Here is a 15,638-nt window from a genome sequence, read left to right on the forward strand (position 1 = left end):
CAAGCCCCAACCAGCCGCAGCTTGTGCCACTCATTTCGGCTCATTCAACCAGCACCGACCCCGCGAGGCGTGCCGGTGGGGCCGATGCGTTCACGCGTTTTCGTTGCGGTGCGGGAGATAAAGCTGTTTGAGGAGGTTGAATTCGGAGTACACGGACCATTCCTCAACCACGCGTCCGGCGGTGAGATGCTGATGGGAGATGCCGAGGACGCGGACACGGCGACCGGTCGGAGAGCCGTAGCGGCTGGGTCCGGTGTTGGTGCCGATCAGGGTCCAGCGCACTGCGACCTTGGTCTGCTCTTCTGCGGTGCTGTTCCAGTAGACCTCGTCGACATACATCCGGGCGTCGGGAAGCATGGCCAGCATGGCGAGGATGTCGTGTTGAATGTCGCCGGTGCCGTAAAGCTCGCGGCCGTTGGGGCCGTGGTACACAGCGTTGGGCCGATTCGTCCAATCGAGCTTTCGGCGTTGTCTCGCCCCCGGCTTGATACGGGCATCTCGGGCACGGTTCCGGGATGGGGCCCGAAGCAGATCATGCCGCAGAACCAGGTATCTGGCTTGTACTGATTGCGCGTCGGGATAGGTCAGCGCTGGTCTTTGACGATCCGGCCGCGTTGGATGACCAGGACCACGGCGTCGCGGTCGGCGAACAGGCTCGGGTCGGCAAGTGGGTCGCCGGCGAAGGCGACGAGGTCGGCGCGCTTGCCTGCCTCGATCGTGCCGACCTGATCGCCGATGCCGAGGATGTCGGCGTTGGTGGCGGTGGCCGACACGAGCGCGGCCATCGGTGATTCGACCTGCGAGCGCAACACGAGTTCGGTGCCGCGGTGGTCTTGGCCGGGGCCGATGAGATCGGAGCCCAGCCCGAGCCGGACACCGGCCCTCCTGGATGCGTGGATCGCATCGATCTGGCCTTGCCAGGCACCGGTGGCACGTGCCGCGATCTCGGCGGGGAGACCGAGTCGGGTCGCGTCGTCGAGCACGTCGCGTACCACGGCGAGGGTGGGCACGTGGGCGATGTCGCGGTCGGCCATGAGCGCGGCCATCTCGTCGTCGATCGCGGTGCCGTGTTCTACGCAGCGCACGCCGCCCTCGATCGCGTTACGCAGGCCGGTGTTGTTGTGCGCGTGCACGGTCACGTAGGTGCCCCGGGCCGCGGCCTCATGGACGGCCGTCCGGATTTCTTCCACGGTGAACTGCGTGTCGGAGAGCTGGTCGTGGAAGGACACCACGCCGCCGGTCACGCACAGTTTGATGAATTGCGCACCGCGGCGGAATGCCTCCCGCACGTTGGCCCGCATCTGGTCCGGGCTATCGGACAGCAACGCCATGTGCCGCAGCCCGGGGATGCCGTGTCCGTCCCACAGGTGTGTGGGTTCCCAGTCAGCGGCCAGGTGGCCGTGCCCGCCGGTCTGGCATTGAATCGGCCCGCATTGCAGGATCCGCGGGCCTGGAATCTTGCCGTTGGCCACGACGCCGGCCAGCCCGCCGTCGATACCGCCGGTGTCGCGCACCGTGGTGAATCCCCCGTGCAGGGTCTGGGTGCAGTTGGCGAAGATATCCGCGGCGAGCTCGGCGACCGACAGCTCGTATTGGTTGATGGCGCGGGTGTCGCTGGACCAGCCCAGGTGCACGTGGGCATCGATCAAACCGGGCATGAGGGTCAACCCGCCCGAGCAGTCGATCACCTCGGCGCCGACGGGTGGGGCTCCGCCGACCCGGGCGATCCTTCCCTCCTCGATGAGCACCGCTTGTCCGGTAACGGGATCCGCTCCGGTCCCGTCGATAACGGTCGCACCCACCAGCCACATCGACACGCTCGTTCCTTCGTTCTTCGACAACGAGAATTCACTGCTGGGCCGAGTTAGAAGCCGTCGGCGAGGCCCTCGCGGCGGGGCCCGGTACACGCGCTGAGCGTGCCATCCTCGGCCCGCCACCCCATCTGGTAAGTGCCCATGTGGTAGTCGTAGGCGGGTAACGGGTTGGCCAGCACACCCAGCCTCGCCAAGCCCGCGGTCACCTCCGGCCCGACGCGGGACTCGACCGAGATGGTGTGGTCGTCTTCGTAGGGCAGACATCGGGGCGCATCATCCGCGTCGTAGGGGGCCATGCCGAAATCGAGGATGTTCGACAGCACCTGCGGTACCGTGCAGTGCACATTGCCCGGCGAGCCGAGCGACAGCCACGGCGTCCCGTCCCGTAAAATCATGGTGTTGGACAGGATCGAGCGCATCCGGCCCCCGCCGGTGACCCAGCCTTCGATAGGCGAGGCGAGACTGTTCATGGCGTGGCTACCGACCATGGGCACTCCGCCCACCACCTCACCCGGGATACCGCCACTTTGCAACGTGTTCATCATCTGTACCCAATTGCCGTGTCCGTCGATCACGGTCAGCTCACAACTGCCCGCCGGCTGCTTCGACGCGCCGGATGAGGCCATGGCCGGGAAGCCGCGAGTCAATCTGACGTGTTCAGTGAGGTCGATTTTCGTTTTGGCGGTACGCAGGATGTCGGCGAATCCTTTGATCAGCGGCATCGAGGTCAACACAGCGGTGGTGTCACCGAACACCGTAGGGTCGTTGACCAGCCCCGTCTCCAGCGTAGCCCGTCGCAACGCGTGCGCCAGATAGTAGAGCGCTTCCGCATTCTGCGACCAGTGCCCGACCGAAGTGATGTCGAGTTCGTCGAGGATACCGAGCACGATCTGGCAAAAGATGCCTTGGCGCTCGGGCGCGGACTGCTGCACGACGGTATGGCCGTTGTGTTCCCAACGGTGTCCGGACGCCCAGCGCGGCGGGATCGCGGTCAGATGCTCCAGCCTGACCTTCCAGCCGAGGTCATTGCCGCGCTGCACGAACTCCTGTGCCCATCGGCCAGTCAAGAAATAGTCTGGGCCCTCTTCGGCCAGACGGCGCATGGTCTCGGCCAGGTCCGGGGAAGCCCACTGATCGCCGACCTGCGGCAAATGGCCAGCGGGGGCGAAGTGTCGGCGACCGGACTCGGTATAGAGGAAGAAGTCCACGGTTTGTGCCATCACCCAGTGTTCGAACGACGTGACGACGTGCCCTTCCTCGGCCCACCGCACCGCAGACTCACACAGTCGTGCCCACGGTAGCGTGGCGAATCGCTCGAACAACGCTTGCATCCCGGGCATGAAGCCCGGGATCACGGCCCGCGGCATACCGGGGATGCCCGGCAAGGCCTGCGCGGCCGTGTAGAGCCCTTTGCCTGCCGGGACCGGTGCAAACGGCGCCAGCCCAGGCACGAGAGTGCCCATACTGTTGAGCTCAAGAATCTCCCCGGTGGCCGCATCGTGCACCAGCGCAGAGACTGTACCGGCATGGTTGGTCATATCCTGCTGGACCACCGCCTGCACCAGACACCCCGCGATGGCCGCGTCCACCGCCGAACCACCCGCGCGCAGCGTGTCAAGCATCGTGTCGGTGACGATCGGATGCTGGCTTGATGCCACCGCCCGTTTCCCCGCCACAGGCCGTTTCGGCCCGATCCTGGCTCGGTCACTACTCATGAGCTGCCTTCTTCCGGTCCGTTCGCGGCCGATCGCAGTCCAGCTTCCAGCCCGCAGACCATCCCGCACAGTGAGCAGCTGTCGCGACTACAACCATCGACACGCGACAGCTGTCGTGGACGGTTGACCGGTCGCAACCTTGATCCTCGCGGAACATCGTTGACCGACGCCGCGGTGGCCGGAGCGGTGTCGCTGGAGTAGGCAGCTGCCAGACTGCGCGGATTCACGCTCAAGTGTCGCAACAGCCGGCCCTCCCGGCTCAGCTCGTAGCCGTGGACTTCCGAGCCGATTCAACCGGAGATACAACGTGGCCGGTGCACACGCAATTGTGCCGCAATGCGAACGACATCGCCCGCATTGTCGAGAAACGTCGCCGAAATGGTCACCAGCTCCGGTCGCCATCCGCACGCTCTGACGCAACCGGCGCGGGTACTCGCGACACGGCCAACAGGCTATCGGCAAGCATGCTCGACAGCAGCCCACAGGCCCCGACCGACCGACCTCAGCGACGGAACCAACCACACCGCCCACGTGGTGAGAAACGCTTCCCGGCAAGACTCGACGATGCGCTCGACACGGTCGACAACCCCGCCGATACCCACCCAGAGTAGGCAGCCGTGCCAACAGCAGCCACACGGGAATATGCCGACTCGACCTCATGAATGATTCGGTCCGATGGACACGCCTGTGTTCGTGCACGACGTGATCCCGGTGCCATTCTCGGCGGACGATCCTGCCGCGATGTCGGAGGGGTGAGCAGCGTGATCGCAACACATGTCGTGCCGTCCGCCGCGAATCGGTAACGAATGTCCGTTCCTCGGTCCTCATCCGATCCTGGAGGATAACCGTTCACGGTGCAGCTGGAGAGTCCTTCACTTGGAGGGAGCAGTCGTGTCGCTTGATCATCCTGCCGATTGGGGCGTCATCGAGGCCTCGGAGGCTCTGCATGCCAAACGGATCAGCGCAGTCGAACTGACCGGAGCGTACCTGTCGCGCATCGCGACGCGCGATGATAAGTACGGCGCGTGGATCCGCGTCTACGAACAGGAGGCGCGTGCCGCCGCGGCCGCTGCGGACCAGACACTCACCGCAGGTACGGCCGGACCGCTTACCGGGATACCGGTCGGGCTGAAGGAAGTTGTCGGGGTCAGCGGACTGCCGTTGACCGCCGATAGCGCAGTGCTGCAGGGTAACGTCGCTCGAATCGACGCGACGGCTTGGACGAACCTGCGCGAAGCCGGGATGGTCCTCTTGGGACACCTGCACTGCGGGGAGTTCGCCTGCGGGACGTGGGGTATCAACCCATGGAACATTTCGCTCTCGCCTGGCGGCTCGAGCAGTGGCAGCGGGATCGCGCTGGCCACGCGCACGGCGCCTGCAACAGTGGGCAGCGACGGGCGGGGCAGTATCCGAATGCCGGCAGCGTTCAACAGCGTGACGGGCGTGAAACCGACGTTCGGGCTGATCAGCACCGCCGGATGTATCCCGATCACTTTTACCTACGACGTAGTGGGGCCAATGGCTCGCAGCGCGGCTGACTGCGCGCTGCTGCTTTCCGCTATGGCAGGACGCGACGAGACGGACTGCTCGACCTACGCTCAGCCGGCGCCCGCGACCTACCCGACACATCCGCGGCCGGGAACCTGTCCAGCAGCAGGCACCAGGGTCGGGGTACCGCGGTTCGCCGACCATCCCTTCTCCGACGGCGTCGCAACGATGTTCGAGCGGTTCAAGAAAGACCTTACCGGTATCGGAGTAGAACTCGTCGAGTTCGACTGGCCGGAGAACCCGCTCGAGACGGTGTCGGACGGCGCAGCAGCCTGGGCAGTCATCCTCGCGGCCGAGACGCGGGTGCTGCATGCCCAGTTCGACGGACGCGGCCACTTGTACCGCGACGAGTTCACCACGATGTTCGCGGACATGGACAACGCCGGCAGCGCGATCGACTACGTGAGGGCTCAGGCGAATCGGGCGGAGTATGCGCGGACGTGGACGCAGATCTTCGCGGAGCACCGCCTCGCCGCCATCGTGCACCCGGGCAGCCACAGCGAGCCCTTCGGAGCCATCGCCGATGGTGCCTTGCCGCTGATGCAGTTCGGATGCTGGAACGATGCCAACTTCCCCGTCGTCTCCGTACCGGCCGGATTCAGCCCCACCGACGGATCGCCCATCGGCATGCAGCTGGCAGGACCGCCGTTCACGGAGGCCGTGCTCCTCCAACTGGCGATCGACATCCAAGCAGTGACCGATCACCACCTCCAGATCCCTCCCAGCCTCGACGACCGCCCCGTCTTCACCGGCCCCCGTCGCAAGGAGGGCCCTGACGACCAGGCACCCTACGTCCCGCTGCCCAGCCCGCTCGGTTCGACGAACTTCTCGGCCAGTTCCGATGCCCACAGTCGAACGCTATCCTGACGTGTTTGCCGAACACGTCGACATCACCATGTTCTTCGCTGTGCTATCAAGCGGACGGCGCCATCGCTCCGAGCGGAACCAGGCGTGGAAGCTTCGTCAAGTGTCAGTCTCGAAGTGGTTGCGCTGGGGTTTGTTTCCCGCGCGCCGACAGGAGCCGGCCCGAATACCGGTGATCGACGAACTACACGAGTGCTGGTCGGGGCGCGGCGAACGCACCGGGATTTCCTCAATCTGCGGCGGATCCTCGGCAACGAGGAGATATCCCGCTGACCGGAATCGGTCCCCGGGAGACCTGTCTGACCACCTGCGACGATGGTCAACTGGGGTTCGTACCAAAATACTTCTGTAGGGCAGCCAGACCGTCCGTCAACGCGGTTCACGGCAGGCGCGAACGAAATTCGTTGCGGCATACCGTATTGGACCGTCCGGTCGACGGACGTCGCGCCCACCGGACCATCGTTTTGACGAATGGAGGTACCGCCACATTGCCAGTCGGGTCAGACTGACGCGCATTCCTACATCAGGGAGGACCTACTCGTGTCCATGCCCATCTATCCCAGCGCCCGGACGGTCGACGCCACAGAAGAACTCGCCGGCGTCACCGTGGCCGACCCCTACCGTTGGCTCGAAGACGGCAGGAACAAGGAAGTGCGCGCCTGGCAACGCGCTCAGAACGAGCTCACAGCGGAAGCGGTGCACGCCCTACCTGACTACTGCCGCGTACGGCAACTCGTCGAGCGGCACATGGTCCCCGGGCTCGCCACGATCCCCACCTACGCGGGCGGAAGATGGTTCCGCGAGTACACGGCACCCGGCTCGTCGCAGGCGGGTTTGATCGTCGCCGATGAGCCATACGGCGAGGGGCGCGTGCTCTACGACCCGCAGTACGACCCGTCGGGCATCCCGCCATTCCTTTCCTGGTTCTCGCCATCCCCGGACGGCACGGTGCTCGCCGTCGGGCTCTGCCACGATGGCAGCGAACAGAACACCATTCGGCTCATCGATACTGGCTCGGGCGCGATCCTGCCCAATGCGCCTGCCCAGCCGCTGATGGACAGCTACACCGGCGGCGCCCAATGGTTGCGCGATTCGAGCGGCTTCTACTTCACCGCTTTCGACGGGGCGGCCATCGACTTGAATCAGCACATCATGTTCCACGACGTGGCCACCGGGTCCACCACACCGGTCGACGTGCCCTGGACCACCCGGACGGAGTACCGGATGGTCCTGCCTTCCCGCGACGGCAGACACCTCGTCGCGGTCGAACGCACCTTCGCCCCGATCCCCGTGGCCGTCGCCGACCTCGATACCCCCGCGCAACCGAAGTGGCGTCCGTTCGTCACCGATCTTGATGCCTACCTGGCGGGGTACGTGATAGGCGGGCGTTTCGTTGGCGTCACCGATCTCGACGCGCCCCGTGGCCGCATTGTCGCCATCGAACTCGACCAGCCGGAACCCGAGGCGTGGACCACGATCGTGCCCCAATCCGACGCGGTGCTGCGCGGTCTCACTACCGTCGGCGAGCTGCTGTACGTGTCGCAGTCTATCGACACCTATGCCAGAGTGCGGATTTTCGACCAGAACGGTGCTGTCACGGGTGCGGTTCCGCTACCGGGAAAAGGCGCGCTGGGCGAACTCCCCTTCCAATTCCTCGCGCTCGGCCAGCACCAGACTGGCCACCCCGACGAATACGTTTTCGCCCATTCCACATTGACTTCCTCCTGGGGAGTGTATCGGCACCGGCCGGGAGACACCGAAATCGAGGTGCTCCGGGAACTCGCAGTCACCCTCGCCAACACCGTAGTGGAGGATCTCTGGGCCACCAGCAGGGACGGAAACCGCATCCCGTACCACCTCGTGCGGCATGCGGACACCGACACCACAACGTCCCAGCCAACCCTCATCTACGCCTATGGCGGCTACAATCTGGCCTTCCTGCCACAGTTCAACTCCGCGCAGGCCGCCTTCGTGGCAGCGGGTGGCACCTACGTCTGCGCCCACCTGCGCGGCGGCGCCGAGTTCGGCCGCGACTGGTGGAACGGTGGCCGTATGAGCACCAAACAGAACTGCTACGACGACCTCTATGCCGTTGCTGAACAGCTCATCGGCGTCGGCCGCACGACACCCGCTGAGCTAGCCGTCACCGGAATGTCGAACGGCGGCCTTCTCGCGGGTGTGGCGATGACCCAACGCCCCGATCTCTGGGGTGCCGTCGTCACCCAGGTGCCACTGATGGACATGCTCGGCGCCTGCCGCGAACCATACGGCCGGCTGGCGGTCGCCACCGAACTCGCCGATCCCGACGATCCCGACGAGGTCCGAAGGATGCTGACCATCTCCCCTTATCATCTCGTCGATGTAGACAGCGACTACCCCGCCGTCTACATCGACGCCGGCGACACCGACCCCCGGTGCCCGCCGTGGCACGCCCGCAAGTTCGCCGCCCGTTTGCAAGCAGCCCAACAGGGCAATGCCCCCGTATACCTGCGTATCTGGGAGAACACAGGGCACGGGTTCGCGACCGACATGAACATCGCCATCGAACAGACGACCGACTGGCTCACCTTCCTGCTCGACCGGCTCCGGTAACAGCGCGGCCGGCGGAAGGACAAGAATGCGTCGTCTACTCCTACAAGCTCGGTTGGCTCCACAGTCGACCCCTCCTCGCGGAACAACACCCGCGTTCGATGTGGAATCCAGTCTGGGCAGCATCACCGTGCTGACCAACAGCACACCGGAAGTGGATACCCCCTCAACCGCGTCACCTCAAGCATCGAGATCGATGAAACGACCGGCAAAGGCGACGACACCCAGATCGTGCGACTCCACTTGCCCTGACCGCACCTGTACCGCGCCTCGCGGGCGATCGACGGGGCCTCTCCGACGGACGGACCCAATCGCCGCTACCAGGCCACGACGACGCGGAGAGGAATGTTCGATGAGGACAGCTCGACGTAGAACGCCGGTTCTGATCGCCACCATGGCGGCCGTGGGGGCCACACCAGCCGTCGGTGGCCCCTCTCCGGCAGCGATCGGAGCCTGGCAGTACGCGCACAGTCAAAGTTTTCACGCGGGGCCTGCTGCAGCAGTCGGATCACTGCGGTGTCGCGGCGGTCAGCGAAGGACTTCCCCGAACAGGTCGCCAGCAGGACTTCGAGTTGGCTGGAATTCGGCCAGCTGGGTGACCGCGAGCTCGTAGTTGTAGCGCGTCGACTCCGGGTAGTTCCCCGCCCGCAGAGCGCGATCCCACTCGTCCAGATACGACCGCCACACCGCCGCCTGCGGTCGCGGTAGACACTGTTTAGTCAAATCTCCGGTCATGTCGGCATCCTCGAGTCAAGGTGTCACTGAGCGCTGTGCTTGACCAGGACGGACGCCATCGAACAACAAAAAGCGGGTTCCCACAGCTGTGAGCTGCGGAAACCCGCTCCCGGTCGGGCTGGCGGGATTTGAACCCACGACCCCTTGACGATATTCGGCTTTCCCGCTGCCTGCACCGATACCGCCCTGAGCCCGCTCACCTGCCGTGGTGGCTGTCAGCGTATGCGGTCGTTTCGCGGCATCCGGCGACCTCATGTTGGGAAAATGTTGGGTTCCCGCTCCCCCACACCAGCGGCCCCGGTGTGCCATCCCGTCGACCTGGCAACGCCCTATCACGCCGTGGTCGGGGTGCAACCTCTCCGATCACCGTAGCCGATCCTGCCAAGATTGCGCCCCGAGCTCGGTGTGATAGCCCTCGGGAGGTCGATGGGATGGCACACCTTCCGGCACCGCTACTCCACGGGACGCACGCATGGCCTCCCCTGCCATCCCGGAGATCTGCCCGTCCGGCGAGGACATCTGTTGTAGTTCGGCCTTCTACGCATCGCGGTCCCCTCCGGGCGGGTGGCCGCGGGCGTCGCGCTGTCCGCGGGGCGGCGGGACCGGGCGGCAGCCCGCATGCCCGCCTTGCCCCGCGGATGACAGCACTGTCGCCCGCGGCCCCCGGAGGGGGCCGCCTTGAAGAAGTAGAGAAAGTCTGAACACAGCGGAGTTTCCGCGCCGTGCACGGCTGACGGGAGTTCAGGCGTCCGGGCGGCCCTCGGATAGGACGGTGCGGAGCTGTTGGACGTACTCCTTGGCGGCGGGCGCGTCGGCGTAGTCGTTCCGGAGTGCGGTCACGAGGTCCTGTGTGACCATCGCCAGGGACGGCAGGGACTTCCGTTCCCCAGAGATCGCGCGCTGGCCGTGTTCGACGGCTTCATCGAGTTCGCCCTCATGGGCAGCGGCTACCCCGAGGGTGACCTGAGCTTCGGTGACGCGCATGGGCGAGTGCACGTTGCCGTTGAAGTCCGTGCTGCCACGGATCACTTCGTCGGCAAGGGTTCGGGCGAGTCGGTCGTCGCCGACGTGGCGGTAGCAGTCCATGGCGTAGAAGTCGTACTTCAGGGGGTCTACGACGAAGTGGTTCCGGGTGTTCTCCGGGTAGGGCATGTTGTCGAGGAGGACCCGCCCGCGTTCGAGCGCGCTGTGCATCTCGGGGAGTTGTCCCATTCGGGCGTAGGCCTTCGCCTGCTGCGCGGCGAGCTGCACCGCGACACTGTGGTCTCGCGCAGCGGTCTCCCCGGCTTCGCTGGCCGCGATGACCGCTCGGTATTCCCCGCCGGTGAGGGCAAACCAGGCCTTCATCTCGTGCGCCCATCCGAGAATCCCCGGGTGCTCGATCTCCTTGCCCAGACTGAGCGCGAATCGGCGGGTCCCCTCGGCACGCGACGGCGCACCAAGGTCGTATTCGAGGCACCCAACAAGCAGTACGAGCCATCCGATCTGCTCGGCAAGGTCGCGGCGCTGGGCAAGGGTGAGCTTCGTGGTCTCCTGCATCTCGACCAGTCGCGCAAGCCACTGCCGACCTTCAACGATCAACGTGGCAGCGGGCTGGGACGCATAGGACGAGCAGAGCCGTTCGACGGTGACCCGTAGTCCGTCCAAGGTGGCATTACTGACGTCGGTCACCTGGAGCCGCCCGAGGATCTCCAGAGTGTCCATTCCGGTCACTGCAAGGAGATCTGCCGGAGCGGACTTCTGCTCGGGCAGGAAGAGGGTGCTGGTGACGACACCGAGCGTGGCCGCGATGAGCTTCTGGTACTCCTCACCAGGATGGCTCGCCCCGCTGCCCAAGGACTCCCAAGACTTCCACCGGCGTTCAAGGTGTTCCGGCTCGGGAAGAACGCGGTCGGTGTGACGCCGCATCTCCTCGCAGGCCTGGCGCACGGTCAGCCCTTTACCCTCGCGTAGAGCCCGAATCCTGCGCGCCGTATCCGGATTCGCCTTGCCCATCGCGCACCCTCCTCGAACGGTTCACTTCCACTGTGCCACGGCCGGGCTGGACGTGGTGGTGATGCGGGGGTGACGAGGGGATGACGACCGCGCCATAAAGCCGTCACCTGCAGCGACACTGTTGCCAGACCTCGTCAGTGGACGACAGTAGATGGCATGGACAGCAAACGAACGGACCTCGACATCATCAGCGTCAGGCTGCGGAGCCTGCAGGCTGACCTTGATGACATCGAGCTTCGTGTCCGCGGACTGGAGCAACAGCGCGTCACCGCTCAGACTCGGGCGGATTCTCCAGGCGCTCCACCCGTGAAGCGAGGTCAGCGACAGTCCGCTGGAGCTGGTCAAGTTGATCAGTAACGGTTTCCAGGGACACCCCGCTGTTGCCGGGCTGCTGTTCGGTTACGAAGTAGCCGAGCCCGGAGACCACCTCGGCGTGACCGAGTTCAGCGAGGTACGTCAGCACCTTCTGAGCGGTCACGGTGGACACGTCCGCATCCCGCGCAAGTCCACGAACCGAGGGCAACTTCTCCCCCGGCTTCAGGTCGCCAGCCTGGATCTTCTCGATGATGCGCCCGGCGACCACCTGGTATGGGTGCGCAGCAAGATGCGAGGTCATAGCAGGAACTGTACCGATACGACCTAGTACGCGCTAGTTCACACGAATGGAGGAATGGGACTGTACTATCACTGTGTTAGTCTCGTACTAGAACGCCATAGCACGACATACGACATAGGGAGACGATGATGAGGAATCTTCCGGTTCTGTTCGATGGGTACTCGCTGACGGTGACGGAGCCGCCGGAGCCGAAGACGTTCGAGGACGACAACGGCAAGGCGGTGCTGGCGACCGATCGTGACGGCAATCAGATGTTCGTGGTGTCGCTGTTCGTGAAGCAGCGGCGCACCGAGGAGGGTGGCCGCCGTCCGAAGGGCGAGGAAATCCGCGTGACCCTGGAGATCGACCCGGGCGAAGAGTTCGGTGACGGTGATCAGGTGGAGCTGGTGAATCCGCGGGTGTCGCCGTATCAGATGACGAACGCGAACGGTGTCGTCACGAACTCGGGGATCTCGTTCCGCGCGTCGACGGTGAAGCGGGCGGGCACGTCGTTCGAGTGACGACCTGCGGGTTCTGGACGAAACGCCGGGAGGCGTCGCCGGGATTGTGACCGGCCTGATGAGTCCCTTCGATATTTCGAATTCAAGCCGTTTTCGTGGGCTGCGTGTTCTTTGATGAATTCCATAGTGGGCCGAATTCTGCCTTGAACCAGGAGAGTTTGTGCGGTTTTGACCGTGCACAGTGGTTCCCGAGCTCGTGTGGTTCGGGGGCTGCTGTGTCCGGTGCAAAAGGCAACGGGCGCAACGAGATGGGAGGTCAGGAGATGATCGGTGGTCATGGTGGCGGCTACGCCGGTACGGGCTGTCTGGGTGGTCGCGATGACGGCGAATGATACGGACCTGTTCGGCAACACGGTCGGTACGGAGAATGCGAAGCCGAAGCGGAAGCGTCCGCGGAAGGTCAACGATATGGCCGCGGTGGAGGAAGTTCTCGATCGTGCTCGTACGGATAACGGGTATGTGCTGGCGGGTGTGGCTGATCGGGTGTGCCGGGTGATTGATCCGGACGCGAACAAGATCACCACGGTTCCCGATCACGAGGCGATCGTGGTCGAGCAGTTGATCCGTCAGAAGTGGCTGACGGTCGGCGGGCAGCACTTGTACGTGTGGCGCAACCGCCGCGAGGGCTTCGGGCACTCGGTTCTGGTGCCGCGCAGCACGCGGGACGCGATGAACCGCTGGGCACATCTGAAGGCACGCCCGGCGGTGAAGGACAACGGGTCGGTGCGCCACATCGGTCGTCCGATGTCGGGTATCGCGAATGCGACCGGCCTGCAGGACAGCGTGTTGATGTACTGCGGCGCTCGGGTCCGCTACAGCGACCACCAAGACGACGATCCGCCGACGTGCCCGGAGTGCATGCGCCGCGCGGGATGGTCCTCGGATCGCGGGGAGCTGCACGACTCCCTGAACGGCAAGTGAGTCAACAGATCAGGAAGGAGACCGGCACATGGTCGCACCAGTGGTGAGTAACCAGGTGAACAAGCACGCGGTGAAGAAGTACGGCGAGTTTCAGCAAGCCATCGCCCAGGTGAAACAGGTACTCGATGACAGCACGCGGGTGCTCTCGGGCATGCGGGACTCGGGGAATCACCCCTCGGGCTGGCGCATCCCGGACAAGAAAGAGCTGTCGACCCTGAAAAAGCGGGCAGAGAAACAGCTTCAGACCCTGCGGGCCGCCTCGAAGAAGTACGAGGCCGAGCTGATCGCGAACGGCTGGAAGGTGTAGCGCGGTGGACGAGTCGGACATGTACCAGGAAGCGGCCCGGACGCTGAGCGTCGCGGATGCCGCGGTGGATCTGATCGAGTTCAGCCCTGACGGTCTCGCGAGTCCCACGACCGAGACCGCGTCGCTGCGGATCCGGATCGCGCAGTGCCGGATGGATCTGGCACGCCAGGTACGCCGGGCAGATTTGTCCGGCCGGAACGAGACGGAAGGGTGATCGAGTCATGGCACATCAGGTGAACGCGCTTGCCGAGGATCTGACGAAGTCGATGAACCGGCTCAAGGAGACGATGCGTGGCATTCAGATCCGTAGGGCTGGGTTCAAGCACCTCTACAACGAGACGGCACGCGCGGTGGCGTCCTATTCGGTGGGAATGGTGGACGCGAAGGCCTTGTACGGCAAGCAGAAACCAGGAAGCAAGCCCCGCGGATAGACCATAGTCCGTTGCAGCACAACAAGTTCACACACGACCTGCGAATTCGGCCACACATCTGACGGGCACGTACCGGCCCCGAGGGTGTGTGGCCGATTCGCGTCCCGAGAGGAAAAATCTATGGCACGCAACAAAACCAAGCAGGGTAAGCAGGGCCGCCGTCAGGGTGCCGAGTTCCGCGCGGCCGGATGGGTGGCCCGGCATCCGGGAAGTGTTCTCGCCCCGGGCGCGGTGATCACCGCGGTCAACGAATTCGGATCCGTGACCACGGGCTCGATCGCGGCGGGCAGCGTGGCCGCGTGTCTCGGGTGGGCACGCGCGCACCCCTCGACCTATGACCGGTATGCGGCATCGGCGATGCGGGCGTGGCGGCACCGCTGGATCCGGTACTTCGGGTTCCGCTGGCAGAACATCTGCCGCGCCTGCGACCTGGTCAAGGAAGACCGCCGCACCGGGGCGGAGCTGATGCCGCGCATCCTGCGGGTGTCCTCCCCCACTCCGACCATCGACCGGATCAAGGTTCGCATGGTCCGCGGGCAGAGCCTGCGCACCTGGCAGGAATGGCAGGACGAACTCGCAGCCGCGCTGAACGTCGAGTCGCTGGGAATCACCAAGGTCAAACCACAGGTGATCATGCTGACCCTGGTACACCGCAACCCGTTCCCCGAACCGATCCCCGCCACCCCGGTCCCCGACAGCGCCGACGAGGTGAACCTGGGCAAGGTCGTGTTCGGGCAGACCGAGTACGGCGAGGACTGGACCGAAAACCTCCTCGAACGCCACGTCCTCGGGATCGGTAGTTCCGGTTCGGGCAAGTCGGGGCTGATGTGGAACCCGCTACGCGGTATCGGGCCGCTGATCCGGGACGGGCTTGTCCGTATCTGGATGGTGGACCTCAAGGGCGGCATGGAAACCTCCCGCGCTCGCCCGCTGTTCTACCGCTTCGCCGACCACGTCGCCGGGAAGACCGGCGAGTCCTACATGGACTTCGATGACGACGAAGACGAGGACGGTGAGAACCGGGGCCAGTCCGGTCCTGTCGGCGAGGACGCGCTGACGCTGATCAAGGCCTTCCGGGACGAGATGAAGACCGTGCAGACCGGTCTCGCTCAGGAGGGCAAGCGCAAGTTCGAACTCTCCCCCGCCACTCCGGTGAATCTGTTGATCATCGATGAGATGGCCATGGCCACCGCACTCGGGGTGTCCGCCCGGGATCTCACGAAGATCATCACCGAGATCATGACCCAGGGCCGCGCCCCGGGCTACTGGGTGTGGGCGTTCCTGCAGGAACCCACCAAGGACATCCTGCCGATGCGGGACCTGTTCAACCTGCGCGTGTGCCTCTCGGTCGAGTCCGCGTCCTATGTGGACATGGCCCTCGGCGAAGAAGCACGAGTGCGCGGGGCGCTCGCTGACGAGATCCCGATCGACCCCGAGTACACCGGGATCGGGTTCACCCGCGACGACCGTTCCCGCAACCCCGTCCGCGTCCGCGCCGGGCACACCACCGACGAGGACATTGACGAACTCGTGCGCACCTGCACGCCACAGGCCGCGCTCGAACCCAACGTGCTGCGACTCCCGGTCGCAGCCTGAACCGCAA

Annotated in this window: 14 protein-coding genes; 8 read left to right on the top strand and 6 right to left on the bottom strand. The window is 65.0% G+C overall.

What is annotated here, in order from left to right; translation table 11 throughout:
• Positions 1-90 precede the first annotated feature (90 nt).
• The 3 genes from A37U_RS0105655 to A37U_RS0105665 are packed head-to-tail and all read right to left on the bottom strand — an operon-like array spanning position 91 to position 3,472.
• A complete protein-coding gene (locus tag A37U_RS0105655) occupies positions 91-588 on the bottom strand; it encodes an ester cyclase (RefSeq protein WP_338054980.1) in 498 nt (165 codons plus the stop codon).
• Positions 585-1,907, bottom strand: a complete 1,323-nt coding sequence (locus A37U_RS0105660; protein ID WP_240437485.1) for a metal-dependent hydrolase family protein — start codon at positions 1,905-1,907, stop codon at positions 585-587. Before A37U_RS0105660 ends, A37U_RS0105655 begins: the two co-directional genes overlap by 4 nt.
• A complete protein-coding gene (locus tag A37U_RS0105665) occupies positions 1,865-3,472 on the bottom strand; it encodes a gamma-glutamyltransferase (protein WP_240437486.1) in 1,608 nt (535 codons plus the stop codon). Before A37U_RS0105665 ends, A37U_RS0105660 begins: the two co-directional genes overlap by 43 nt.
• A gap of 948 nt (positions 3,473-4,420) precedes the next feature.
• On the opposite strand from A37U_RS0105665, the gene A37U_RS42385 reads away from it, so the two are divergent.
• Positions 4,421-5,944, top strand: coding sequence for an amidase (locus tag A37U_RS42385; protein WP_020495650.1), 1,524 nt, complete (start codon positions 4,421-4,423; stop codon positions 5,942-5,944).
• Between the two features lie 543 nt (positions 5,945-6,487).
• A complete protein-coding gene (locus tag A37U_RS0105685; RefSeq protein ID WP_026196905.1) occupies positions 6,488-8,533 on the top strand; it encodes a prolyl oligopeptidase family serine peptidase in 2,046 nt (681 codons plus the stop codon).
• Between the two features lie 525 nt (positions 8,534-9,058).
• On the opposite strand, the gene A37U_RS0105690 is transcribed toward A37U_RS0105685, so the two are convergent.
• The 3 genes from A37U_RS0105690 to A37U_RS0105700 all read right to left on the bottom strand — a co-directional run bounded on the left by A37U_RS0105690 (position 9,059) and on the right by A37U_RS0105700 (position 11,876).
• Positions 9,059-9,265, bottom strand: coding sequence for a hypothetical protein (locus A37U_RS0105690; protein ID WP_020495652.1), 207 nt, complete (start codon positions 9,263-9,265; stop codon positions 9,059-9,061).
• Positions 9,266-10,006: 741 nt separating this feature from the next.
• Entirely contained in the window at positions 10,007-11,260 is a 1,254-nt protein-coding gene (locus tag A37U_RS0105695; protein WP_020495653.1) for an NsdA family TPR-like regulatory protein, read from the bottom strand.
• Between the two features lie 265 nt (positions 11,261-11,525).
• Positions 11,526-11,876, bottom strand: coding sequence for a GntR family transcriptional regulator (locus A37U_RS0105700; protein ID WP_020495654.1), 351 nt, complete (start codon positions 11,874-11,876; stop codon positions 11,526-11,528).
• Between the two features lie 170 nt (positions 11,877-12,046).
• Between A37U_RS0105700 and A37U_RS0105705 the strand changes: the two genes are divergently transcribed.
• The 6 genes from A37U_RS0105705 to A37U_RS0105730 all read left to right on the top strand — a co-directional run bounded on the left by A37U_RS0105705 (position 12,047) and on the right by A37U_RS0105730 (position 15,631).
• Positions 12,047-12,376, top strand: coding sequence for a hypothetical protein (locus tag A37U_RS0105705; protein WP_240437487.1), 330 nt, complete (start codon positions 12,047-12,049; stop codon positions 12,374-12,376).
• Positions 12,377-12,646: 270 nt separating this feature from the next.
• Entirely contained in the window at positions 12,647-13,297 is a 651-nt protein-coding gene (locus A37U_RS42390; RefSeq protein ID WP_157182616.1) for a hypothetical protein, read from the top strand.
• A gap of 28 nt (positions 13,298-13,325) precedes the next feature.
• Entirely contained in the window at positions 13,326-13,604 is a 279-nt protein-coding gene (locus A37U_RS0105715) for a hypothetical protein (RefSeq protein WP_020495657.1), read from the top strand.
• Positions 13,605-13,608: 4 nt separating this feature from the next.
• Entirely contained in the window at positions 13,609-13,818 is a 210-nt protein-coding gene (locus tag A37U_RS0105720) for a hypothetical protein (RefSeq protein ID WP_020495658.1), read from the top strand.
• 7 nt (positions 13,819-13,825) lie between these two features.
• Positions 13,826-14,035 carry a hypothetical protein gene (locus A37U_RS42395; RefSeq protein ID WP_020495659.1) on the top strand — a complete coding sequence of 70 codons (210 nt, stop codon included), beginning with the start codon at positions 13,826-13,828 and terminating at the stop codon, positions 14,033-14,035.
• Positions 14,036-14,155: 120 nt separating this feature from the next.
• A complete protein-coding gene (locus A37U_RS0105730; RefSeq protein ID WP_020495660.1) occupies positions 14,156-15,631 on the top strand; it encodes a hypothetical protein in 1,476 nt (491 codons plus the stop codon).
• Positions 15,632-15,638 lie beyond the last annotated feature (7 nt).

This window comes from Sciscionella marina DSM 45152, assembly GCF_000379465.1.
Classification (GTDB): Bacteria; Actinomycetota; Actinomycetes; order Mycobacteriales; family Pseudonocardiaceae; genus Sciscionella; species Sciscionella marina.

Coding starts and splice junctions, on each gene's coding strand:
- A37U_RS0105715 (WP_020495657.1), top strand. CDS start 13,326: ATGGTCGCACCAGTGGTGAGTAACCAGGTGAACAAGCACGCGGTGAAG.
- A37U_RS42395 (WP_020495659.1), top strand. CDS start 13,826: ATGGCACATCAGGTGAACGCGCTTGCCGAGGATCTGACGAAGTCGATG.
- A37U_RS0105700 (WP_020495654.1), bottom strand. CDS start 11,876: ATGACCTCGCATCTTGCTGCGCACCCATACCAGGTGGTCGCCGGGCGC.
- A37U_RS0105685 (WP_026196905.1), top strand. CDS start 6,488: ATGCCCATCTATCCCAGCGCCCGGACGGTCGACGCCACAGAAGAACTC.
- A37U_RS0105690 (WP_020495652.1), bottom strand. CDS start 9,265: ATGACCGGAGATTTGACTAAACAGTGTCTACCGCGACCGCAGGCGGCG.
- A37U_RS0105730 (WP_020495660.1), top strand. CDS start 14,156: ATGGCACGCAACAAAACCAAGCAGGGTAAGCAGGGCCGCCGTCAGGGT.
- A37U_RS0105695 (WP_020495653.1), bottom strand. CDS start 11,260: ATGGGCAAGGCGAATCCGGATACGGCGCGCAGGATTCGGGCTCTACGC.